16 protein-coding genes and 1 pseudogene are annotated in these 18,037 nt (G+C 40.9%); 2 read left to right on the forward strand and 15 right to left on the reverse strand.

What is annotated here, in order from left to right; genetic code table 11:
• Positions 1-24: 24 nt before the first annotated feature.
• Together FGL90_RS09645 and FGL90_RS09650 are read right to left on the reverse strand one after the other, a co-directional pair.
• Positions 25-501, reverse strand: coding sequence for a glutathione peroxidase (locus FGL90_RS09645; protein ID WP_010619864.1), 477 nt, complete (start codon positions 499-501; stop codon positions 25-27).
• A gap of 26 nt (positions 502-527) precedes the next feature.
• Positions 528-1,376, reverse strand: coding sequence for an aldo/keto reductase (locus FGL90_RS09650; protein ID WP_010619865.1), 849 nt, complete (start codon positions 1,374-1,376; stop codon positions 528-530).
• A 162-nt stretch (positions 1,377-1,538) separates the two neighbouring features.
• On the opposite strand from FGL90_RS09650, the gene FGL90_RS09655 reads away from it, so the two are divergent.
• A complete protein-coding gene (locus FGL90_RS09655; protein ID WP_010619866.1) occupies positions 1,539-1,889 on the forward strand; it encodes an iron-sulfur cluster biosynthesis family protein in 351 nt (116 codons plus the stop codon).
• Here FGL90_RS09655 and FGL90_RS09660 read toward each other — a convergent pair whose 3' ends face one another.
• From FGL90_RS09660 to FGL90_RS09680, 5 genes are all read right to left on the reverse strand, one after another.
• On the reverse strand, positions 1,890-2,420 hold the full coding sequence (locus tag FGL90_RS09660) for a dihydrofolate reductase family protein (RefSeq protein ID WP_010619867.1): 531 nt from the start codon (positions 2,418-2,420) through the stop codon (positions 1,890-1,892).
• Positions 2,421-2,501: 81 nt separating this feature from the next.
• The gene (locus FGL90_RS09665; RefSeq protein ID WP_147657844.1) at positions 2,502-3,923 is read right to left on the reverse strand and encodes an NAD-dependent succinate-semialdehyde dehydrogenase; all 1,422 of its coding nucleotides are present in this window, start codon (positions 3,921-3,923) and stop codon (positions 2,502-2,504) included.
• Between the two features lie 153 nt (positions 3,924-4,076).
• A complete protein-coding gene (locus tag FGL90_RS09670; RefSeq protein ID WP_147657846.1) occupies positions 4,077-4,394 on the reverse strand; it encodes a carboxymuconolactone decarboxylase family protein in 318 nt (105 codons plus the stop codon).
• Complete coding sequence (locus FGL90_RS09675; RefSeq protein ID WP_147657848.1) at positions 4,394-4,813, reverse strand: cupin domain-containing protein; 420 nt, start codon at positions 4,811-4,813, stop codon at positions 4,394-4,396. Before FGL90_RS09675 ends, FGL90_RS09670 begins: the two co-directional genes overlap by 1 nt.
• Before the next feature lie 20 nt (positions 4,814-4,833).
• Positions 4,834-5,577 (reverse strand): SDR family oxidoreductase, encoded by a 744-nt coding sequence (locus FGL90_RS09680; protein ID WP_147657850.1) that lies wholly within the window; start codon positions 5,575-5,577, stop codon positions 4,834-4,836.
• 180 nt (positions 5,578-5,757) lie between these two features.
• Between FGL90_RS09680 and FGL90_RS09685 the strand changes: the two genes are divergently transcribed.
• A complete protein-coding gene (locus FGL90_RS09685; protein ID WP_010619872.1) occupies positions 5,758-7,086 on the forward strand; it encodes a replication-associated recombination protein A in 1,329 nt (442 codons plus the stop codon).
• Positions 7,087-7,165: 79 nt separating this feature from the next.
• Here FGL90_RS09685 and FGL90_RS09690 read toward each other — a convergent pair whose 3' ends face one another.
• From FGL90_RS09690 to ftsY, 8 genes and pseudogenes are all read right to left on the reverse strand, one after another.
• Entirely contained in the window at positions 7,166-9,625 is a 2,460-nt protein-coding gene (locus FGL90_RS09690; protein WP_010619873.1) for a phosphoketolase family protein, read from the reverse strand.
• Positions 9,626-9,888: 263 nt separating this feature from the next.
• Positions 9,889-10,074: a hypothetical protein gene (locus FGL90_RS09695; RefSeq protein ID WP_010619874.1), complete on the reverse strand. Its 186-nt coding sequence runs from the start codon at positions 10,072-10,074 to the stop codon at positions 9,889-9,891.
• 94 nt (positions 10,075-10,168) lie between these two features.
• On the reverse strand, positions 10,169-11,341 hold the full coding sequence (locus FGL90_RS09700) for an NADH-dependent flavin oxidoreductase (RefSeq protein ID WP_010619875.1): 1,173 nt from the start codon (positions 11,339-11,341) through the stop codon (positions 10,169-10,171).
• 198 nt (positions 11,342-11,539) lie between these two features.
• Positions 11,540-13,520: pseudogene (nagE, locus tag FGL90_RS09705) on the reverse strand (N-acetylglucosamine-specific PTS transporter subunit IIBC).
• 525 nt (positions 13,521-14,045) lie between these two features.
• Complete coding sequence (locus FGL90_RS09710; protein WP_010619876.1) at positions 14,046-14,399, reverse strand: helix-turn-helix domain-containing protein; 354 nt, start codon at positions 14,397-14,399, stop codon at positions 14,046-14,048.
• 403 nt (positions 14,400-14,802) lie between these two features.
• Positions 14,803-16,239, reverse strand: a complete 1,437-nt coding sequence (ffh, locus tag FGL90_RS09715) for a signal recognition particle protein (RefSeq protein WP_147657852.1) — start codon at positions 16,237-16,239, stop codon at positions 14,803-14,805.
• A gap of 14 nt (positions 16,240-16,253) precedes the next feature.
• A complete protein-coding gene (locus FGL90_RS09720) occupies positions 16,254-16,592 on the reverse strand; it encodes a putative DNA-binding protein (protein ID WP_010619878.1) in 339 nt (112 codons plus the stop codon).
• 122 nt (positions 16,593-16,714) lie between these two features.
• Complete coding sequence (ftsY, locus tag FGL90_RS09725; protein ID WP_010619879.1) at positions 16,715-18,028, reverse strand: signal recognition particle-docking protein FtsY; 1,314 nt, start codon at positions 18,026-18,028, stop codon at positions 16,715-16,717.
• Between the last annotated feature and the right edge of the window lie 9 nt (positions 18,029-18,037).

Here is an 18,037-nt window from a genome sequence, read left to right on the forward strand (position 1 = left end):
TTCTATGTCACTGTGACTAATTATTTAGTTTCCCACTAATTCGTTTAATTCAGGAAGCATTTTTAGTGGACTTGTCTTTGGCGCATAGCGTTGAACAACATCTCCATTGCGGTTCACAATAAATTTAGTGAAATTCCATTTGATTGCCTTTCCCAAGGTACCAGGGGCTTCCCTCTTAAGGAAGTCAAACAACGGTAACGCATCATGCCCGTTCACATCATGAATGGTATGCATTGGGAAATTAACACCATAGGTCATGCGACAAGCCTCAGCTGCAGCACTACTATCAGAAACTTCCTGCTTAAACTGGTTCGAAGGAAATCCTAAAACGATAACATCCTTGTCTTTATAGTCTTGGTAAATTGCCTCCAACTGCTTAAATTGGGGCGCAAATCCGCACTTAGTCGCCGTGTTGACAATAATCAACGTTTTTCCGCGATACTTTGCCATAGAATACTTTTCGCCATTTTCAAGCGTGACATCATAATCATAAATTGACATTCAATCGCCCCTTTCAAAAAAGTTGATTAGCCTTGGGTTGCGTTATGCTCGTGACTAGGAGCAGCATCCGTCATCTTGTTTAAGATCTTCATGTCGGACTCACTGATTGTAAAGTCAAGTTGTGCATTCGCTTCGATATGAGCTTGGCTAGTAGCCTTAGGAAGTGGTAAAGTCCCATTTTCGATACAAAAGCGCAGTGCTAGTTGCGCAATGCTGGCCTTATACTTAGCAGCCATTTCTTTAACAGCTTCATTATTCAGTAAATCACCCGTTGCAAGTGGTGAATAAGCCTCAATTAAAATGTCATTTGCCTGCGCATACTCAACAATTTTAGGCTGAGTCCAGCCAATGTAGTACTGAATTTGATCAACTGCAGGTTTCACAGTTCCATTTTCTAAAATATTTTTCAAATCATGAACATTAAAGTTAGAAACACCAATGGCTTTTGCCCGACCACTCTTAAGAATCGTTTCCATGGATTTCCAAGTCTCAACGTTTTCCTTATCGTGATCCGTTCCAATAGAGCTCCATGGCCATGGGGCATGAATTAAGTACAAATCAACATACTTTGTTCCAAGATTTTCCATTGTTTTGTCAAAGGCAGCTAGTGCCTTGTCATAACCCTTAATTTCGGCTGGTAACTTAGTCGTTAAAAAGATCTCATCCCTAGGAATGCCAGAATCTTTGATTGCTTTACCCACACTACTTTCATTTGCATAGGCTTGTGCCGTATCAATGTGCCGGTAACCCGTCTTTAATGCATTGGCTACTGCGTCATAAGCAGTTTGGCCGCCTGGAATCTGCCACGTACCAAATCCGACTTGTGGTATCTCTGTTTCATTGTTTAAACTAAATGTATCTGTCAGTACACTCATATAAACATCTCCTTATATACTTTAATTCTAACACGCAACCTGTAAACAGCTCGTGATTTAGTCGTTTCTTATCATCAACTTACAAGTTGGAAGTCAAAACAATTGTTTTTGTCCAAATAGTAGGTATACTTGCCTTGAATTCAATAAAGGAGTGTGATCATCATGAAGCTCACAATTTCAGATGAAGCCCTAGCAATCATCCAGCCAAACATCGATCCACATACAATCATGTTGTTAAGCTACGATGATGGTGTCGGTCCCTATTCTCATCACGGCCTTGAAGCGCTACAAATTGCGTTTCAACTTGTTTTGATTACCGATAAAATGGACAAAAAGGATTATGACCTCCAAATAAAGTCAAACATTGGATTAATTTATGCAAAAGGGTATTCCAGTGAATTCTTTGGTGAAAATATGAAGATAACTTATAAACCCGCATTTAATTTGCTTAACTTGTCAGATGATGGTGAGGAAATTGAGGATAATTTGCAGATAATTGACGAGCGACACTAATTAGTCGCTTTTGATTCTCTGGTACCGGACTTCCGCTAACTGGTTAAATTGCTTCATCCCAACCAACTCGTATCTACTAGCATAGTCGCCAGTTGGAAATAGTCGTTTGCCTTGGCCAAGCAGAACCGGTGCAATTTGAATCCACCAGTCATCAATTAAATCTGCCTTAATTAAATCAGTCACAATTTTACCACCACCAACAATCCAGATATTCTTTCCGGATTGTTTTTTTAATTCTTCAATCAAGGAAACCACATCTTGATCAGCAAATGAGGCATCCCGGGTTGCCACCGTTCTCGAACTTGATAGGACAATATTTTTAAACTCGGGATACAGGGGTTCGGTCCCTAATAACTTCTTTGTCGCTTCATAGGTGTGCCGACCCATGATGCTCGTATCTACCTGGGCTAGAAACTCAGCAGTATTTGCCTGCTCGCCACCCACCGTATCAAATAGCCACTGTAAATCGTCATCTGAGGTCGCCAAGTATCCGTCGAGGCTCATTGCCCCATAAAACTGTATCCGCCTCACATCGTCTCCTCCTAGCCATATTTATTGATTGCTTTCGCCAGAAAAAGGACCACTCCAGCGAAGTAGCCCTTTAAGTCAAACTTATTCTGGATCAGTCGCAACTAATCCGCCAGCAAGATTCTCCATGTTAGGTTTATCAGCTGTCACAATCAGTTGTTCATTAACAAAGGCATTAAGGCCAAGATTACTCATTTCACGACCATAGCCAGAGCTCTTCACACCACCAAATGGTAATTCTGGAAGAGAGACCATGAAGTTGTTAACGAATACCATCCCAGTCTCAATCTGTGAAGCAACCTTTTCGCCACGTTTGGAATCACCACTGAAGACAATGCCACCCAAACCAAGATCTGAATCATTAGCTAAGTCGATTGCTTCCTGCTCTGAATTAACTTTGTAAACTGCGGCAACGGGTCCAAACATTTCTTCATAATAAGCTGGATTATCTGGCTTAACATCAGTCAAAATGGTTGGTTGGAAGAATTGACCAGGTAAGTCAATCGGTTCATTTCCATAAGCAACCTTTGCACCCTTCTCAATTGCCTCGTCAACTTGTGACTGAAGCTTTTCTTTGGCCCGTTTTGTATTCATTGGCGCCAAAGTTGTCGCATTATCCATTGGATCACCTGGCTTAACCTTAGCGAAGTTTTCCTTTAATTTTTCAACAAACTGATCATAAAGGTTAGCTGCCACGATGAACCGCTTTGAAGACGTACATACTTGTCCAGCATTATATAGTCGTGCTCGCCAAGCAATTTCAGAAACGGTATCAATATCCGTATCATCAAGGACGATAAAACAGTCCGTACCACCTAATTCCATGGTATTTTTCTTCAAGTTCTTACCAGCAGCTTCAGCGACACTACGCCCACCGCGTTCCGAACCAGTTAAAGCAACGCCCTGTACTCGAGAATCAGCAATGATATCGGAAACCTGATCATAGTTGGCAAACAAGTTAACTAGGCTTGCGTCTGGTGCTGACGATTTCTTAACAACGTCTTCAAATGCAGCTGCAGAGCCAGGCGTATTTGAAGCATGCTTTAGAATCATGGGATTACCAACCATGAAGTTTGGCGCAAATACTCGCATAATTTGATAATATGGGAAATTCCATGGTTCAACCATCATAATGGTTCCTGTTGGATGTTTTTGAACTTGAGCTGATCCAGTGGCAATCGTGTCTAATTTAGTAGGCTTTAAAAGATCAGCACCACGGTCAGCAAAGTAATCTGCGATGATGGCACATAGTTCAACCTCACCCTTAGCCTCACGGAAAAGTTTTCCCATGTCGGTCACCATGACGGTGGCTAGATGATCACTGTCTTCTCGCATTAAGCTTGCAATTTCGTGTAATTGGTCGGCTCTGGTTTCTGGACCTTCCTGTTCCCACTTCTTAAATAACTTGTGAGTTTCAGTTAACGCATTTTCAACTTGATCGGCTGTTGCATCAGGATATTCCTTTACAACTTCATTCGTATACGGATTAACCGTTTTATATGCCATTTAAAAACCTCCAAATATTTTTTATCTTAGTAGTAACCGTTTTCATACTAAAGGATGCCATTCGCAGGGTCAATGAATTGGATTGTGATTGTTTTCTTAAAATAGTGCGCAAAAAAGCGGTGTCCATGTAGGACAACCGCTTGTATTTTGAGACTAATCTTTATAAATTTCTTTTGCCAACGTAAATGCTGACCATGCTTTAGGCCAACCTGCATAAAAGGCCAAATGGGTGATGAGTTCGATCATTTCATCCTTGGTGACGCCGTTTTTTTTTGCAATCGTCATGTGTGCTTCTAACTGGGGAACACCTTGTGTAAATAGACTGGCAACCGTAATCAAGCTTCGGTCACGAGCAGATAACTTATCTTCTCTAGACCATACTTCACCAAATAGAACATCGTCATTCAATTCGGCAAACTTGGGCGCAAAATCGCCTAAGTTGTCACGTCCTGCTGTTTGCTTTTTTGCCATTATTTGTCCTCCTCAACCGATGCGTACTCTTCATCGGAAACTGGTTCCAACCATTCTGGTGTGCCAGCTGTGATGGCAACGTGAGAGAACCAACTGTCTTTAGTTGCACCATGCCAATGTTTGACACCATCATGCGTCACGATGACGTCACCTGGCTTTAACAACTGTGCCTTCTTACCAGCTTCTTGGTACCACCCTTCACCACCGGTTACCAATAAAATTTGGAAACCATCATGATGAATGTGCCAGTTGTTCCGGCAACCAGGTTCAAAAGTGACATTACCGACACCAACGTTTACCTCAGGATCGTTAACGAGTCCTTGCAAATAACTTTGTCCAACAAAGTATTGAGCATATGCATCATTTTTAGGTCCCTTTGGAAAAATAATCCCATCTTTAACTGATTCATTTTTTGCCATTATGAACGCTTCCTTTCAAATTAAGCTTGCTTAGTTGGGTAAATTGTAAATTCATTTACGTTAACATCAGCAGGTTGATTAACCGCAAAATTCACAACTCGAGCAACTGCATCTGGGGTGATGCCGACCTGTTTGTAAAAGTCTTCCATACCGGTCTTAGTTGCATCGTCGGTGATTGTCCCTAATAATTCAGTATTAATTGCAGCTGGATACAGGCTTGCTGTGCGGATATTGGTTCCTTCTTGCGCACTTTCCATTCGGATAACTTCCATCAAATTTCGAACCGCAAATTTTGTCGCACCATAAACTCCGGCACCGGCGAAACTCTTAATCCCAGCAACGGATGAAGTCGTCACAATTTGGCCACCTTTTTGCGTAACAAAATCAGGCATAACGGCTGCAACACCATTCAAAACACCTTTTAGGTTTATATCAACCATCTGGTTCCACTCTTTAATGTGTAACGCACTAATTGGTGAACTTGGCATAATTCCAGCATTATTGAAAATGACATCGATACCACCAAACTCAGATTTGGCTAAATCAACAAGTGCTTGAACCTCTTCAGGCTTCGTCACATCCGTCTTTAAATACGTTGCTTGGCCGCCATCCAATTTGATATCATTATCAATTTCTTGTAAACGAGACTCTCTTCTGGCTCCTAATACAACCTTGGCACCATTGCTAGCAAGCAATTTTGCGGATGCCTCTCCAATTCCGGAAGATGCTCCGGTAATCACAATAACTTTATTTTTAACTGTCATATTAACTAATCACTCCTTTATTTCTGTCCCCATCATAAGGTCAATGCTGCCATGCGTCTAATGCTTGTTTCATGAAGGTGTATGCGCTAAAAGCATGATGATAATCTTCATCGACCATAAAATTGCGATTCTGATATACACTGTATTTAATAAACGTTCAATTCAAATGAGGTGAAGCACTTGAAACAGGGATCCCTTTTTAACACCGATGATACGCAAAATAGCCCCCTCGCTAATCGCGTTCGACCATTAACGTTAGATGAATTTGCCGGCCAACAAAGCTTAATTGGCGCAGGCAAAGTATTACGAGAAATTATTGATTCTGATCAACTACCGTCCATTATTTTTTGGGGGCCGCCAGGAGTCGGCAAGACGACATTAGCTGAAATTATTGCAACCCAAACCAAAGCAAATTTTGTCACATTTAGTGCAGTTACGAGTGGCATCAACGATATTCGTAAAATTATGAAAGCGGCTGAAGAAAATCGGGACCTAGGTGAACAGACCATTGTCTTTGTCGATGAAATTCACCGATTTAACAAGGCGCAACAGGATGCCTTCCTCCCCTTCGTTGAACGTGGCAGTATTACTCTGATTGGCGCAACAACCGAGAATCCATCATTTGAAATTAATGCGGCACTGCTGTCACGGTGTAAAGTGTTCGTTTTACATTCACTGGCTCCTCAGGAAATTTTAGCCGTTTTGAAAAATGCAATCAAACATCCTAAGGGGTTCCCTAACTTAGAAATCAAAATTAGCGATGAAACGTTGATGACGATTGCTCATTTTGCAAACGGCGATGCTCGAGTTGCTTTAAACACCCTCGAAATGGCCGTTTTAAATGCCAATCAACAGGATAAATCCGTTACAATTTCCGAAGACGATTTAGGCCAATTAATTAATACCCGTTCATTACGCTACGACAAACACGGTGAAGAGCATTACAACATTATCTCTGCCTTGCATAAATCAATGCGAAATAGTGATGTCAACGCGGCTATTTATTGGCTATCACGAATGTTAGATGGGGGTGAAGATCCCCTCTACATCGCCCGACGACTCGTCCGATTTGCCAGTGAAGATATTGGGGTTGCGGATACGAGTGCCCTCGAACTCACTATCAATGTTTTTCAGGCCTGTCAGTTTCTGGGAATGCCGGAATGTGACGTTCATCTGACGGAAGCAGTGGTTTACTTGTCGTTAGCGCCAAAATCCAATTCTGTCTATTTGGCTAGAGAGAATGCAAAGGATGATGTTAAAAAAACCGGAAATGAACCCGTTCCCCTGCAAATTCGAAATGCCCCTACTAAGCTTATGAAAGACCTGGATTATGGCAAGGATTACATTTATGCTCATTCTACCGATGACAAACTGACCTCCATGAAAACCATGCCACCTGAGCTTGAAGGCCACGAATACTATTTTCCATCCGAACAAGGACACGAGGACCGATTCAAAAAACGACTTGCTTTCATTCAAAAATGGCATCAGCAACACGATGCAGAGTAAAAAAAGCGCCTCAATCAGAAATTCTGATTGAGACGCTTTCCTATTTTCGAATCAAACTACTTGAATCGATTACTTTAAATTACTTCTTTAAAGCAGTCCATTTCCAGTCAGTAAATTCTTCGATATCGCGACCTTCGTCACGAGTAATCTTGAAATGCTTTGCAAGAATAGCATCCATCTTCTCATCGAAGGCTTTACCATCAGCAGCGTTGACAACACCTTTAGCAACAAGGGTGTTAACAGCATCCTTAGCTTGGTTAAAGCGATCAATTTCTGAGTAGACACGCATGTCATATGCAGTAGTGATGTCACCATCTTCACGGTAACCATGTACATGGAGACCTAAGTGTTGACGTTCGTAGAACATTGATTCGATTAAGTCTTCGTAACCATGGAAGCCAAAGACAACTGGTGTTCCAGATTCGCCGAAGAACTTAGTGAATTCAGCGTCACTCAATGAACGGTCGGCATTTAATGGGCCATTCTTCTTTTGTAGACGGTTGATTTCAACAACGTTAACATAACGTAACTTAACTGCAGGGAATGCTTCGTTGACTAAGTCAATTGCAGCAAAGGCTTCGATTGTTGGTTCAACACCTGCTGATGCAAAAACGATATCTGCCTTTTCATCTTCTGAAACTGTTGAAGCCCAGTCGATAGTCTTAAGACCCTTAGTAGCTAATTCTTCAGCTTCATCAACTGAGAACCATTGTTGACGTGGTTGCTTTGAAGCAACGATGTGGTTAATCTTTTGACGTTCGCCAAATGCACGGTCAAATACAGCAAGTAATGAGTTTGCATCACCTGGTAAGTATTGACGGATAAAGTCTGACTTCTTTTCAGCCAAATGAGTTAACATACCAGGATCCTGGTGGGTGTAACCATTATGGTCTTGTTGGAAGACAGTTGAAGTTGAGATAAGGTTCAATGATGGGTAATCATTACGCCATTTCTCATCAGCAGCTTGACGAATCCACTTGAAGTGTTGAGTAATCATTGAGTCCACTACTCGAAGGAATGATTCGTATGAAGCAAAGATTCCTGTACGACCAGTAAGTGTATAAGCTTCTAGCCAGCCTTCAGCTTGGTGCTCTGATAATTGAGCATCTAAGATACGGCCTTCTGGGGCTTCGTATTGGTCATTTGGTTCTTTGATTTCTTCCATCCATTGACGGTTAGTAACCTTGAACATTTCCCAAAGACGGTTTGACATTGTTTCGTCAGGTCCGAAGAAGCGGAATGACTTAGGGTTCATGGTTGAAATCTTAGCAAGATAGCCAGAAAGAACGTTCATATCCATGTTTTGGTTAGGATCTGTTAATTCAGTTCCACGGTTGCCTGCAGTAATCTTATTTGAGAAGTCTTTCCAGTTAGGTAAGTCAAGTGTTTCAGGCTTTTCGCCACGAGCACGGCCACCATTAGCAACTGGGTTCATTGCCATACGCTTGTCACCCTTAGGTGCAAAGTCAGCAACTTCAGCCTTCAATGAGCCATCAGCATTGAATAATTCTGTTGGTTTGTATGAGTTCATCCATTCTTCAAACTCAGGTAATTCCTTGAGGTTGTTTTGTGATAAACCAAGTGGAACTTGGTGAGCACGGAATGAATTTTCGATTGGTTCGCCAGCTGGGTTGAATTGAGGACCGCCCCAACCCTTTGGTAAACGAGCAATAACAACTGGCCATGCAGCAATTTCGCCATCTTGGTAACGGCCGTTTTCACGGGCGTCCTTTTGAATAGCTTTAATGTCAGCAATAGCTTGGTCATAAATCTTAGCTGCCTTTTCGTGATAAGCCATGTAATCATGGATTTCATCATTTTCAAGGAAACGTGGTGACCAGCCCAGTCCTTCGAAGAACTTAGCAACTTCTTCATCACTCATACGTGAGAAGATTGTTGGGTTAGAAATCTTAAATCCGTTTAAGTCTAAAGTAGGTAAAACGGCACCGTCATTCTTAGGGTTCAAGAACTTGATTGAATGCCATGCAGTCATAGCTGGACCAGTTTCGGCTTCACCATCACCAACAACTGTAAATGCGATTTGGTCAGGATTGTCCAAAACGGCACCAGAAGCATGTGATAATGAGTAACCTAACTCGCCACCTTCATGAAGTGAGCCAGGAGTTTGGGCAGTCATATGTGATCCAATTCCACCTGGGAATGAGAATCGCTTGTAAAGACGTGACATACCTTCAAGATCTTGAGTAATTTCAGGATAATCTTCAGTATATGAACCATCCAAGTAGGCGTTTGTAACCATAACTTGGCCACCGTGACCTGGGCCACCAATGTAGAACATGTTTAAACCGTACTTGTTGATTAAACGGTTAGCATGAGCATATAAGAATGTTTGGCCTGAGATAGTACCCCAGTGACCAATTGGTTTAACTTTAATGTCGTCTGCCTTAAGAGGTGTGTTTGTAACTGAGAACAATGGATTGCTCTTCAGAAAAATCATACCACCTGAAAGGTAGGTACTTGCACGCCACCAAGCGTCAACTTTTTCCAAATATTGTTTGGAATCGTAATCTACTGCCATGAATTATACTCTCCTTCATTAACTGAATTGCTACTCGAAGTAGCCTAAGTAACGATACCGTAAATTCAATTACTTTTCAATTTACAATCACTATAATACGTGGATTTTTGAAAAAGTCAACCTATTTGTCAATTGGACCGACCCAAATTTGTGAAAAACAACAAACGGTTGACCAAGTTGTATCTGCAAAATTCAGTCATTCTGCTTAATTCAAATAAATAAGCCAAGCTTTTCCATAAAGGATGCAAGCTTGGCTCAATAATCTATCTAATTTTACGATTCATCTGTTCGTACGTGATTGTAAAAGTTGAATCGTCATCATCCGCTAATTGAACCTGCCAGTCGCTTTCCTTATCAGTGACGGTCGAATCAACTTTTTTGATGCAGGAAATTAAATCTTCGTTAATATAATAGACGTCGTTCTCAATCGTTTTAATTTTTTTAAGCATTTAGTTTCCTCCTGAATTATTTTTTCTACATTAAGTCTAGCAAATTCAGGAGTTGACTGACTATTTATCTGCCTATGATGAAGTGTTTACTTCACTAAACGCCGCCTTCAACGCCACCCATTTTCTTATCAAATTCATCCTTGCTTTGACTTGAACCAACAATGTGCAGATCAGCATTTAGTAATCCCAGAAAATCTTGGAACGCCAAATTGATACCTAATTCCTCAAAATCAGATTCTGCAACTGTATATCGAATGGCAGCCTCCTGCCCAGCAATTACCTTTTGAACCCATTGTGGCTCTCTTAAACTTTCACGACCAATGGCAACGAAGTCAACGCCAGCATTCATCAGCTTTTCAGCATCATCTGGTGTTTCAACCAAGCCAACCGAAATAAGCGGTAAGCGACCGTTTAGCTGTTGCAACACTTTCTTAACAATTGGTTCGCTGTCGGATTTGTCATTTAGCGAGGTCCGCCATGCGTAACCCATTGATAAATGCAAATAATTAATCGGTTGCTTAGCCAGGACATCAATAAATTTCAGTGTATCAGCCAATCGAATTCCTGGTTCTTCAATTTCTTCTGGAGAGATTCGGTAACCAATCGTAAATGGCTGAGTTGCATATTTTTCAGCAGCTTTTTGAACTGTCTTAATAATCTCCAATGCAAAATTCATTCGTTTCTCTACCGAACCACCCCACTTGTCAGTTCGACGGTTAGAATGTGGTGAAAAGAATTGTTGCATCAAATAGGTGTTAGCTCCGTGTAATTCAATTCCGTCAAAGCCAGCTTGAATCGCACGGCGAGTTGCCTCCCCAAACGCCGCAATAATGTGCTCAATCTCAGCTTCTGAAAGCTCCTTTGGCGTTTCTGCATTGGGTCTCAATGCGGCAACTGCACTGGCACTTACCGTTGCATTTCCCCTCAGAATCTTCGAGTTCGACATCCGACCAGCGTGAAAAATTTGAAGGATTGCCTTTGTACCATTGTGCTTTAATGTTTCTGCTAATTTTATCAAACCGGGTAAGAACTTGTCGTCCGCAATTGAAAGTTCACCTTCAAATCCCTTACCATTCTCGGTCACATTGGCAACTGGTGCAATAAACATACCAGCGCCCCCAGTATGCAAGCGGAAATAGGCTAATTCATCATTTGAAATTGCGCCATTTTCAAGACTAGATGCCTCCGTCATTGGTGGAATAACAATTCGATTCTTGATTGTCATCCCATTTTCAAATGTATAAGGTTTCAAAAATTGATAGCTCATTATTAGTTGCTCCTTTATTCTTAAATTTGATTACATTCACACCTTAGTACAAAGATATAAACGAGGGAAGTACGCACTTTAAAGTACCCATATAAAAATTCAGTAGATAACAAAGAAGTGACAAACACTCTATCCCGAATGTTTGTCACTTCTTCATATCAAGATTAACATCACTGTTTCAATCTTAGATATCTCTATTTATTTGGTAGTCGTCGTTAAAATTAACGAGCTTGATGTTACCTTTTCACTCAACGGTTTGAACTTCATGATGCCAACCGCATCCATATTCGTGACAATCACGATCATCGCCGTTTTTTTGCCAGCCGTACGAATGGCATTTAAATCAACCTGAGCAATCGGATCACCATGGGTAACCTTTTGGCCATCGCTGACCTTAATATCAAATGGTGCACCTTTCAGCTCAACTGTATCTAAGCCCATGTGTAGCAGTACTTCCAGCCCAGCGTCAGTCTTAAAACCAACTGCATGCTTAGTTGGGAAAACTGTGGTAACCATGCCATCAACTGGTGCAGTGATGGTCCCGTTTGTTGGTTCGATGGCAAATCCATCGCCAATCATTTTTTCAGAAAGGTTTTGTCTGGAAGATCTTCTAAATCGACATAATCACCGTCTGCAACACTGTAGAAGTTTTCGGTAACGCCACTGTTTGTTTCTGCAGCCTTTACGGGAGCAGTTGCAGCCTGTGTTTCAGAATCGGTCTTCGTAATTGGTGCCTTCGTTTTATTCAGTTTTGCTAGGGCATCAGCAACAAATTGAACCTCTGTGCCAATGACAATTTGTAAATTATGTTTATCAAGTTTATTTAAACCAGGTGCGCCACTACGCTTAATCGCGTTTTGATTAATTGCATCTGTGTCTTCTAGTTGTAATCGTAACCGAGTCGTACAATTATCGACTACCTTAATATTATCCGCACCGCCAATGGCTGCGTAGATTTTCTTAGCTTCGGTCACATACTTGTCATCACCGTCATCGGTGGCAACACTTTCTTCGGCGTCGTCATCATCGGTAATTTCTTCACGACCTGGCGTCATTAAATTAAATTTCTTAATCGCAAAATTAAAGCCAAAGTAATAAATCGCAGCCATGACCAATCCTTGTAGGATCAGCATGTATGGCGCATTAGCAATTGGATTTTTAAAGCTTAGTACAAAGTCTACTAAACCGGCGGAGAAAGCGAATCCAGCGGTCCAGTGCATGAAAGCTGCGAAGGCTAAGGATAAACCAGTAAATAAGCATGAATAACGTATAATGGCCACGCAACAAACATGAATGAAAATTCTAGTGGTTCAGTCACTCCGGTAAAGAATGAAGCAAAGGCGCCGGCTAGCATTAAAGAGCCAACTTCCTTTTTACGTTCTGGTCGCGCGTTCTTATAAATGGCAAACGCACCAGCTGGTAGGCCGAACATCATTACTGGGAAGAATCCTGCTTGATACATTCCAGTAACCCCTTTGACGCCTTGGGAAGATAGGAACTTGCCGATATCATTAATTCCAGCAACATTAAAACAGAAAACTGAATTTAATGCTTGGTGCAGCCCAGTTGGAATCAATAATCGGTTAAAGAACCCGTACACACCAGCACCAACTGCCCCCAAGTTAACAATTGACTCACCAAAGCTAACTAATACAGAATAAACTGCTGGCCAAATAACAAATAGAACAGCACTGACAATCATCATGACAAATGCTGCCATGATTGGGACAAATCGTTTTCCACTAAAGAATGATAACGCCATTGGTAGTTTGATTTCATGGAAACGGTTATATAGCGCAGCCGCTATCAAACCAGCTATAATACCAATAAAGACGTTTGAAATCTGGGCAAACGCTGGATCTACTGCAGTCAATTTCACGCCGGTCCAAGCGGCAATGTTTTCTGGCTTTAAGACGTTGACTGGTATTTCAAAGGCGACAAGTCCCGCAAAGGCCGCGGTACCATCTTTGTCCTTCGCCATCCCCAATGCGACACCAACGGCAAATAGAATTGGCAATTGATTCAGGACTGCTAGACCACCTTGTAGTAGGAAATTTGCAATTGAATTGGTTCCAAATGATAACCAGTAGTTTGCAATACCAACTAGCAACGCAGCGGCAGGTAATACTGCAACGGGTAGCTGCAATGAGCGACCCAATCTTTGTAAGTAATCTTTCACTTTAACTCCTCCTCAAATTAGTACATCACAAAGCTTATCATGAAATGTAAGCGGTTTCAACGAGTAAAAATTGGTCTATCAATTCTTTTTTATATTGGTATATACCTGAATTTTAGTACGCCGTCTTTTTAGGCAAGCTAAAATCACTCACTCGTCTACGCCGCATTGTCCGTTGAAATAAATATTGGTTCTTTTTAGATTGTTAACCACGCCAAGATTTGTACAGGCAAAAAAATAGGTAATTTCATTTGAGAAACTACTTATTTGTCATCTCATTTTTATTCTTTTGTTAAAGCAGTCAAACTGGTCACAATATAATCATCGAGTGCTTCTAGCCATCCAATAAATCTGCCAACATCTACCGGCTCAACCATCAACATCTAGATTTGCGTAACAAATGTATACCAATCTGTTTCTATTCTATCAAAATAGTCAACTCTTCGCGAAATATTTTGACAGTTTTGCTGATAATAGCCGTTCAAACTAAAAAAACACCATCATCTCTGACAGTGATCCTTGATCAACCTATTTTGTCGAATTAATGATTGTCGGGATGAGCCATGTTAACCAACCGCCAATTCCGAAAACTAATATAAAAACAATCCAGTAATAACGCGTGATAAATTCCCAAAAGTTCATATGGCCCGTTTCTTTTTTGATGCTAATCTTTTTCTGCAGGTCACCATCGCCCTTAATCAAACTATCCAGACTTACATTAAACAACTCGCTCAGTTGAATTAACCGGTCAATGTCAGGATATGCGGTCGCCAATTCCCACTTTGAAATGGCTTGTGAGCTTACATTAATTTTTTCTGCCAAATCATCTTGTGTCCAATTCTGATTTTCACGCTCTTCTTTAATACGTTGTCCCAGCATCATCGTTAACACATCCTCTCTACACCCTAATTCTATTATATTAAGCGCTTTCAGTCACGATATATGCTGTTACAATTTCGCAACTACCAGTAGCATCAGGATAATAAAGTCAGACATAGAAAAAGCCGAAATCCAACTATTGGATTCGACCTTTTATTAATATTTTTGATCAGGATTTTGTTGCTAGTTCTTCAATTAATGCGTCAACTAATTTAATACGACTTGGTGCCCTGACTTATTCCTCCCTACTAAGAGCCTAATCAAATTTAACCTTGTTCCTATTATACTTAATTAGTCGGTTGAACTAGTCGCTAAAATAACCGTTATCGTGAAATTCCCCACAAAAAAACGATCCTAGGCTAATCCCCAGAATCGTTTGCTTTAACATCCTAAATAATTACATGTATTATTTACGACGCTTATTCTTTTTAATTCTCTTTTTCTTATTTTTCTTCATTCGACGAGCCATCGTGTTCATTGCCATTTTGCCCATTCGACCGCCTGGCATACTACCACCCATCAGGCCTTCCATGCCAGACATATTACCGTTAGATGCCTGTTGCATCATCTTTTTCATTTCACCAAACTGTTTAATCATACGGTTTACTTCGTGAATTGGCCGCCCTGATCCAGCAGCAATTCGACGACGGCGAGAAGGATTTAATATTTCGGGCCTCTCACGCTCAGCGGTAGTCATTGAATAAACAACCGCCTTTGTATGCTCAATGTCCTTAGGATCCATCTGAACGTTCTTCAATGCAGGATTATTTGCCATTCCAGGAATCATCTTAATCAGATCTTCCATTGGTCCCATGCTTTGAATCTGCGTCATCTGGTCAAGAAAATCATTGAAGTCAAACGTGTTTTCACGCATTTTTTCGGTTAATTCCTGCGCTTGCTTATCGTCAAACTTTTTCTGCGTTTTCTCAATCAGAGAAAGCATGTCGCCCATTCCTAGAATTCGAGAAGCCATTCGATCGGGATGGAAGACGTCTAAATCAGCCATCTTTTCGCCTTGGCCGACAAATTTAATTGGCTTGCCAGTTGCTGCACGAATAGAAAGGGCCGCACCACCACGTGTATCGCCATCTAACTTCGTTAAAACAACACCCGTAATATCAAGTTTCTTATCAAATCCTTCAGCTGTTGCAACGGCATTTTGACCAGTCATTGCATCAATCACAAGCAAGATTTCATCAGGATGTGCCAATTCTTTAATATCTGAAAGTTCCTGCATCAGTTGTTCATCAATTTGTAATCGACCAGCTGTATCAATAAAGACGTAATCATTGTGATCTTCGGCAGCTTTTTCAAGCCCTTTTCGTACAATTTCAACTGGATTAACATCAGTTCCCATTTCAAAAACGGGCACATCAATTTGTTCACCCACTTGCACCAACTGATCAATGGCAGCTGGTCGGTAAATATCGGCGGCAATCATCAATGGTCGCGCTTTCTCATCAGTTTTTAGCTTGTTTGCTAATTTCCCAACGGTAGTCGTTTTACCGGCACCTTGAAGACCTGACATCATGATAATCGTCGGAATTTTATCGGACTTATTAAGTGGGACGGCTTCCTCACCCATCGTCTTCGTCAATTCTTCATCGACAATTTTGACGATTTGTTGAGCCGGGTTCAGACCCTCTAAGACTTTAGTTCCAGAAGCACGGTCTCGAACTGTTTTAACGAAATTTTTCACCACGTCAAAATTAACGTCGGCCTCTAACAGAGCGAGTCGAATTTCACGCATTGTTTCTCGTAAATCAGCATCGGTTACTTTTCCTTTTCCCCGAAGCTTCTTCATTGCATTTTGTAATCGTTCAGTTAAACCTTCAAATGCCATTATTACACCTATCCTTATTCTTCCAATGTTTCAAGATGATTGACTAATTCAGTTAGCGTTTTATCATCTGAATAATTTTCTTTTACATAACTTTGTATTCGATCTGCCTGATCATTTCGTGCATGATAAGCCTTTAGTAAGTGTAGCTTTGCCTCATACTCTTCTAGAATTTTTTCAGTCCGGCGAATATTGTCATAAACGGCTTGACGACTAATTTCGAATTCCTCAGCTATTTCGCCAAGTGAAAAGTCATCCGCATAATACAGTTGCATGTATTCATCCTGCTTTTTGGTTAGTAACGGTTGATAAAATGCTAACAACGAATTGATTCGATTATTTTTTTCAATTTCCAACCGCTATTCCTCCAATTTAATCCTAGACACCTTCTAAGATTACCGATTTTTAGCGTTCTAGTCAACTATCCGATTTTAAAAATAAAGCCAGTGTAGTTTACCTACACTGACTTTATCAGAATTTATGCTTCAATTAACCCTTTAAATAAACCGTAAACAAAATCTTGCGGCTTAAATGGCCGTAAATCATCCACTTGTTCGCCTAACCCAACGAACTTAACTGGCAAGTGAAGTTCATTTCGAATTGGGAGAACAATCCCACCTCGAGCAGTCCCATCCAGTTTAGTTAAGATAATGCCGGTGACATCAGTCGATTCTTTAAATAACTTTGCCTGGTTCAAAGCGTTTTGTCCCGTAGTTGCATCTAGAACCAGTAAAACCTCATGTGGTGCTTCTGGAATTTCCCGAGTAATAATTTTTTTCATTTTCGATAGTTCATTCATTAGGTTGACTTTATTTTGTAGTCGACCCGCTGTATCAACGAAGAGCACATCATAATTATCCGCTTTTGCCTTTTTAACACCATCAAAAACAACGGCAGCGGGATCGCCCCCCTCCTTGTGCTTAACAATGTCAACGCCGTCACGAACTGCCCACTCGTTCAATTGTTGAATTGCACCAGCTCTAAAGGTATCAGCTGCAGCAAGGAGCACTTTTTTACCTTGTTTCTTATACATAGCAGCCATTTTACCGATAGTCGTTGTTTTACCAACTCCATTTACCCCAACGAATAAAATTATAGTTGGTCCCTCAGGCGCAAATTCAATTTGATTGTTCTCGTTTTTTCCAGCTTCTTCGTAAATATCAACTAATTTCTCAATCACAACATTTTGAACATCTTGAGGGCGTTTCGCATTTTGAATCTTAACTTCTTCCCTCAAAGAGTCACTAATCTTCATTGCGGTTTCAAATCCAACGTCAGATTCGATGAGCGCTTCTTCCAAATCATCAAAAAAAGCTTCATCTACGTGGCGGAAGTTTGCAAGTAATCGGTTAAGGCGACTTCCAAACGTCGAACGCGATTTTTCTAAACCACGATCATACCGAGCTTCTTCATCAGTATCAGTTGTTTCATCAGCCTGTGATTCTGCTTTATCTTCCGTATTAGCTGGTTCAGTAACCGGCTCGTCATCCTCGCTCGTTTCTTCGGGAGTCGGTTCAGAGACCGGTTGGTCAACATGTGAAGGTTCTCCATCATCAGTATCTGATTCTGAAGCTGGTTCCGGTTTTTCAATACTCTCAGTTGATTCTTGATTGTCGTCAGTTTTTGATTCTTCAACCTCAGGAGACGTTTCTTTGTTTATCGTCTTTTCACTTTCATCAACAGTCGCTTGCGTAGATTCAACATTTACCTGCGCTGGTTCGTCACTTTTAGGTTCAGACTTTGGTTCATCTTTATGAGTTGATTTTTTCTTTAAGAAATCAAATAATCCCATTATTACTCT

Source organism: Secundilactobacillus malefermentans (assembly GCF_008033155.1).
GTDB lineage: Bacteria > Bacillota > Bacilli > Lactobacillales > Lactobacillaceae > Secundilactobacillus > Secundilactobacillus malefermentans.

What these genes read in the sequence shown, in the direction of transcription:
- FGL90_RS09645 (WP_010619864.1), bottom strand. Translation starts at nt 501, where the DNA reads ATGTCAATTTATGATTATGATGTCACGCTTGAAAATGGCGAAAAGTAT.
- FGL90_RS09650 (WP_010619865.1), bottom strand. Translation starts at nt 1,376, where the DNA reads ATGAGTGTACTGACAGATACATTTAGTTTAAACAATGAAACAGAGATA.
- FGL90_RS09655 (WP_010619866.1), top strand. Translation starts at nt 1,539, where the DNA reads ATGAAGCTCACAATTTCAGATGAAGCCCTAGCAATCATCCAGCCAAAC.
- FGL90_RS09665 (WP_147657844.1), bottom strand. Translation starts at nt 3,923, where the DNA reads ATGGCATATAAAACGGTTAATCCGTATACGAATGAAGTTGTAAAGGAA.
- FGL90_RS09670 (WP_147657846.1), bottom strand. Translation starts at nt 4,394, where the DNA reads ATGGCAAAAAAGCAAACAGCAGGACGTGACAACTTAGGCGATTTTGCG.
- FGL90_RS09675 (WP_147657848.1), bottom strand. Translation starts at nt 4,813, where the DNA reads ATGGCAAAAAATGAATCAGTTAAAGATGGGATTATTTTTCCAAAGGGA.
- FGL90_RS09680 (WP_147657850.1), bottom strand. Translation starts at nt 5,577, where the DNA reads ATGACAGTTAAAAATAAAGTTATTGTGATTACCGGAGCATCTTCCGGA.
- FGL90_RS09690 (WP_010619873.1), bottom strand. Translation starts at nt 9,625, where the DNA reads ATGGCAGTAGATTACGATTCCAAACAATATTTGGAAAAAGTTGACGCT.
- FGL90_RS09695 (WP_010619874.1), bottom strand. Translation starts at nt 10,074, where the DNA reads ATGCTTAAAAAAATTAAAACGATTGAGAACGACGTCTATTATATTAAC.
- FGL90_RS09700 (WP_010619875.1), bottom strand. Translation starts at nt 11,341, where the DNA reads ATGAGCTATCAATTTTTGAAACCTTATACATTTGAAAATGGGATGACA.
- FGL90_RS09710 (WP_010619876.1), bottom strand. Translation starts at nt 14,399, where the DNA reads ATGATGCTGGGACAACGTATTAAAGAAGAGCGTGAAAATCAGAATTGG.
- ffh (WP_147657852.1), bottom strand. Translation starts at nt 16,239, where the DNA reads ATGGCATTTGAAGGTTTAACTGAACGATTACAAAATGCAATGAAGAAG.
- ftsY (WP_010619879.1), bottom strand. Translation starts at nt 18,028, where the DNA reads ATGGGATTATTTGATTTCTTAAAGAAAAAATCAACTCATAAAGATGAA.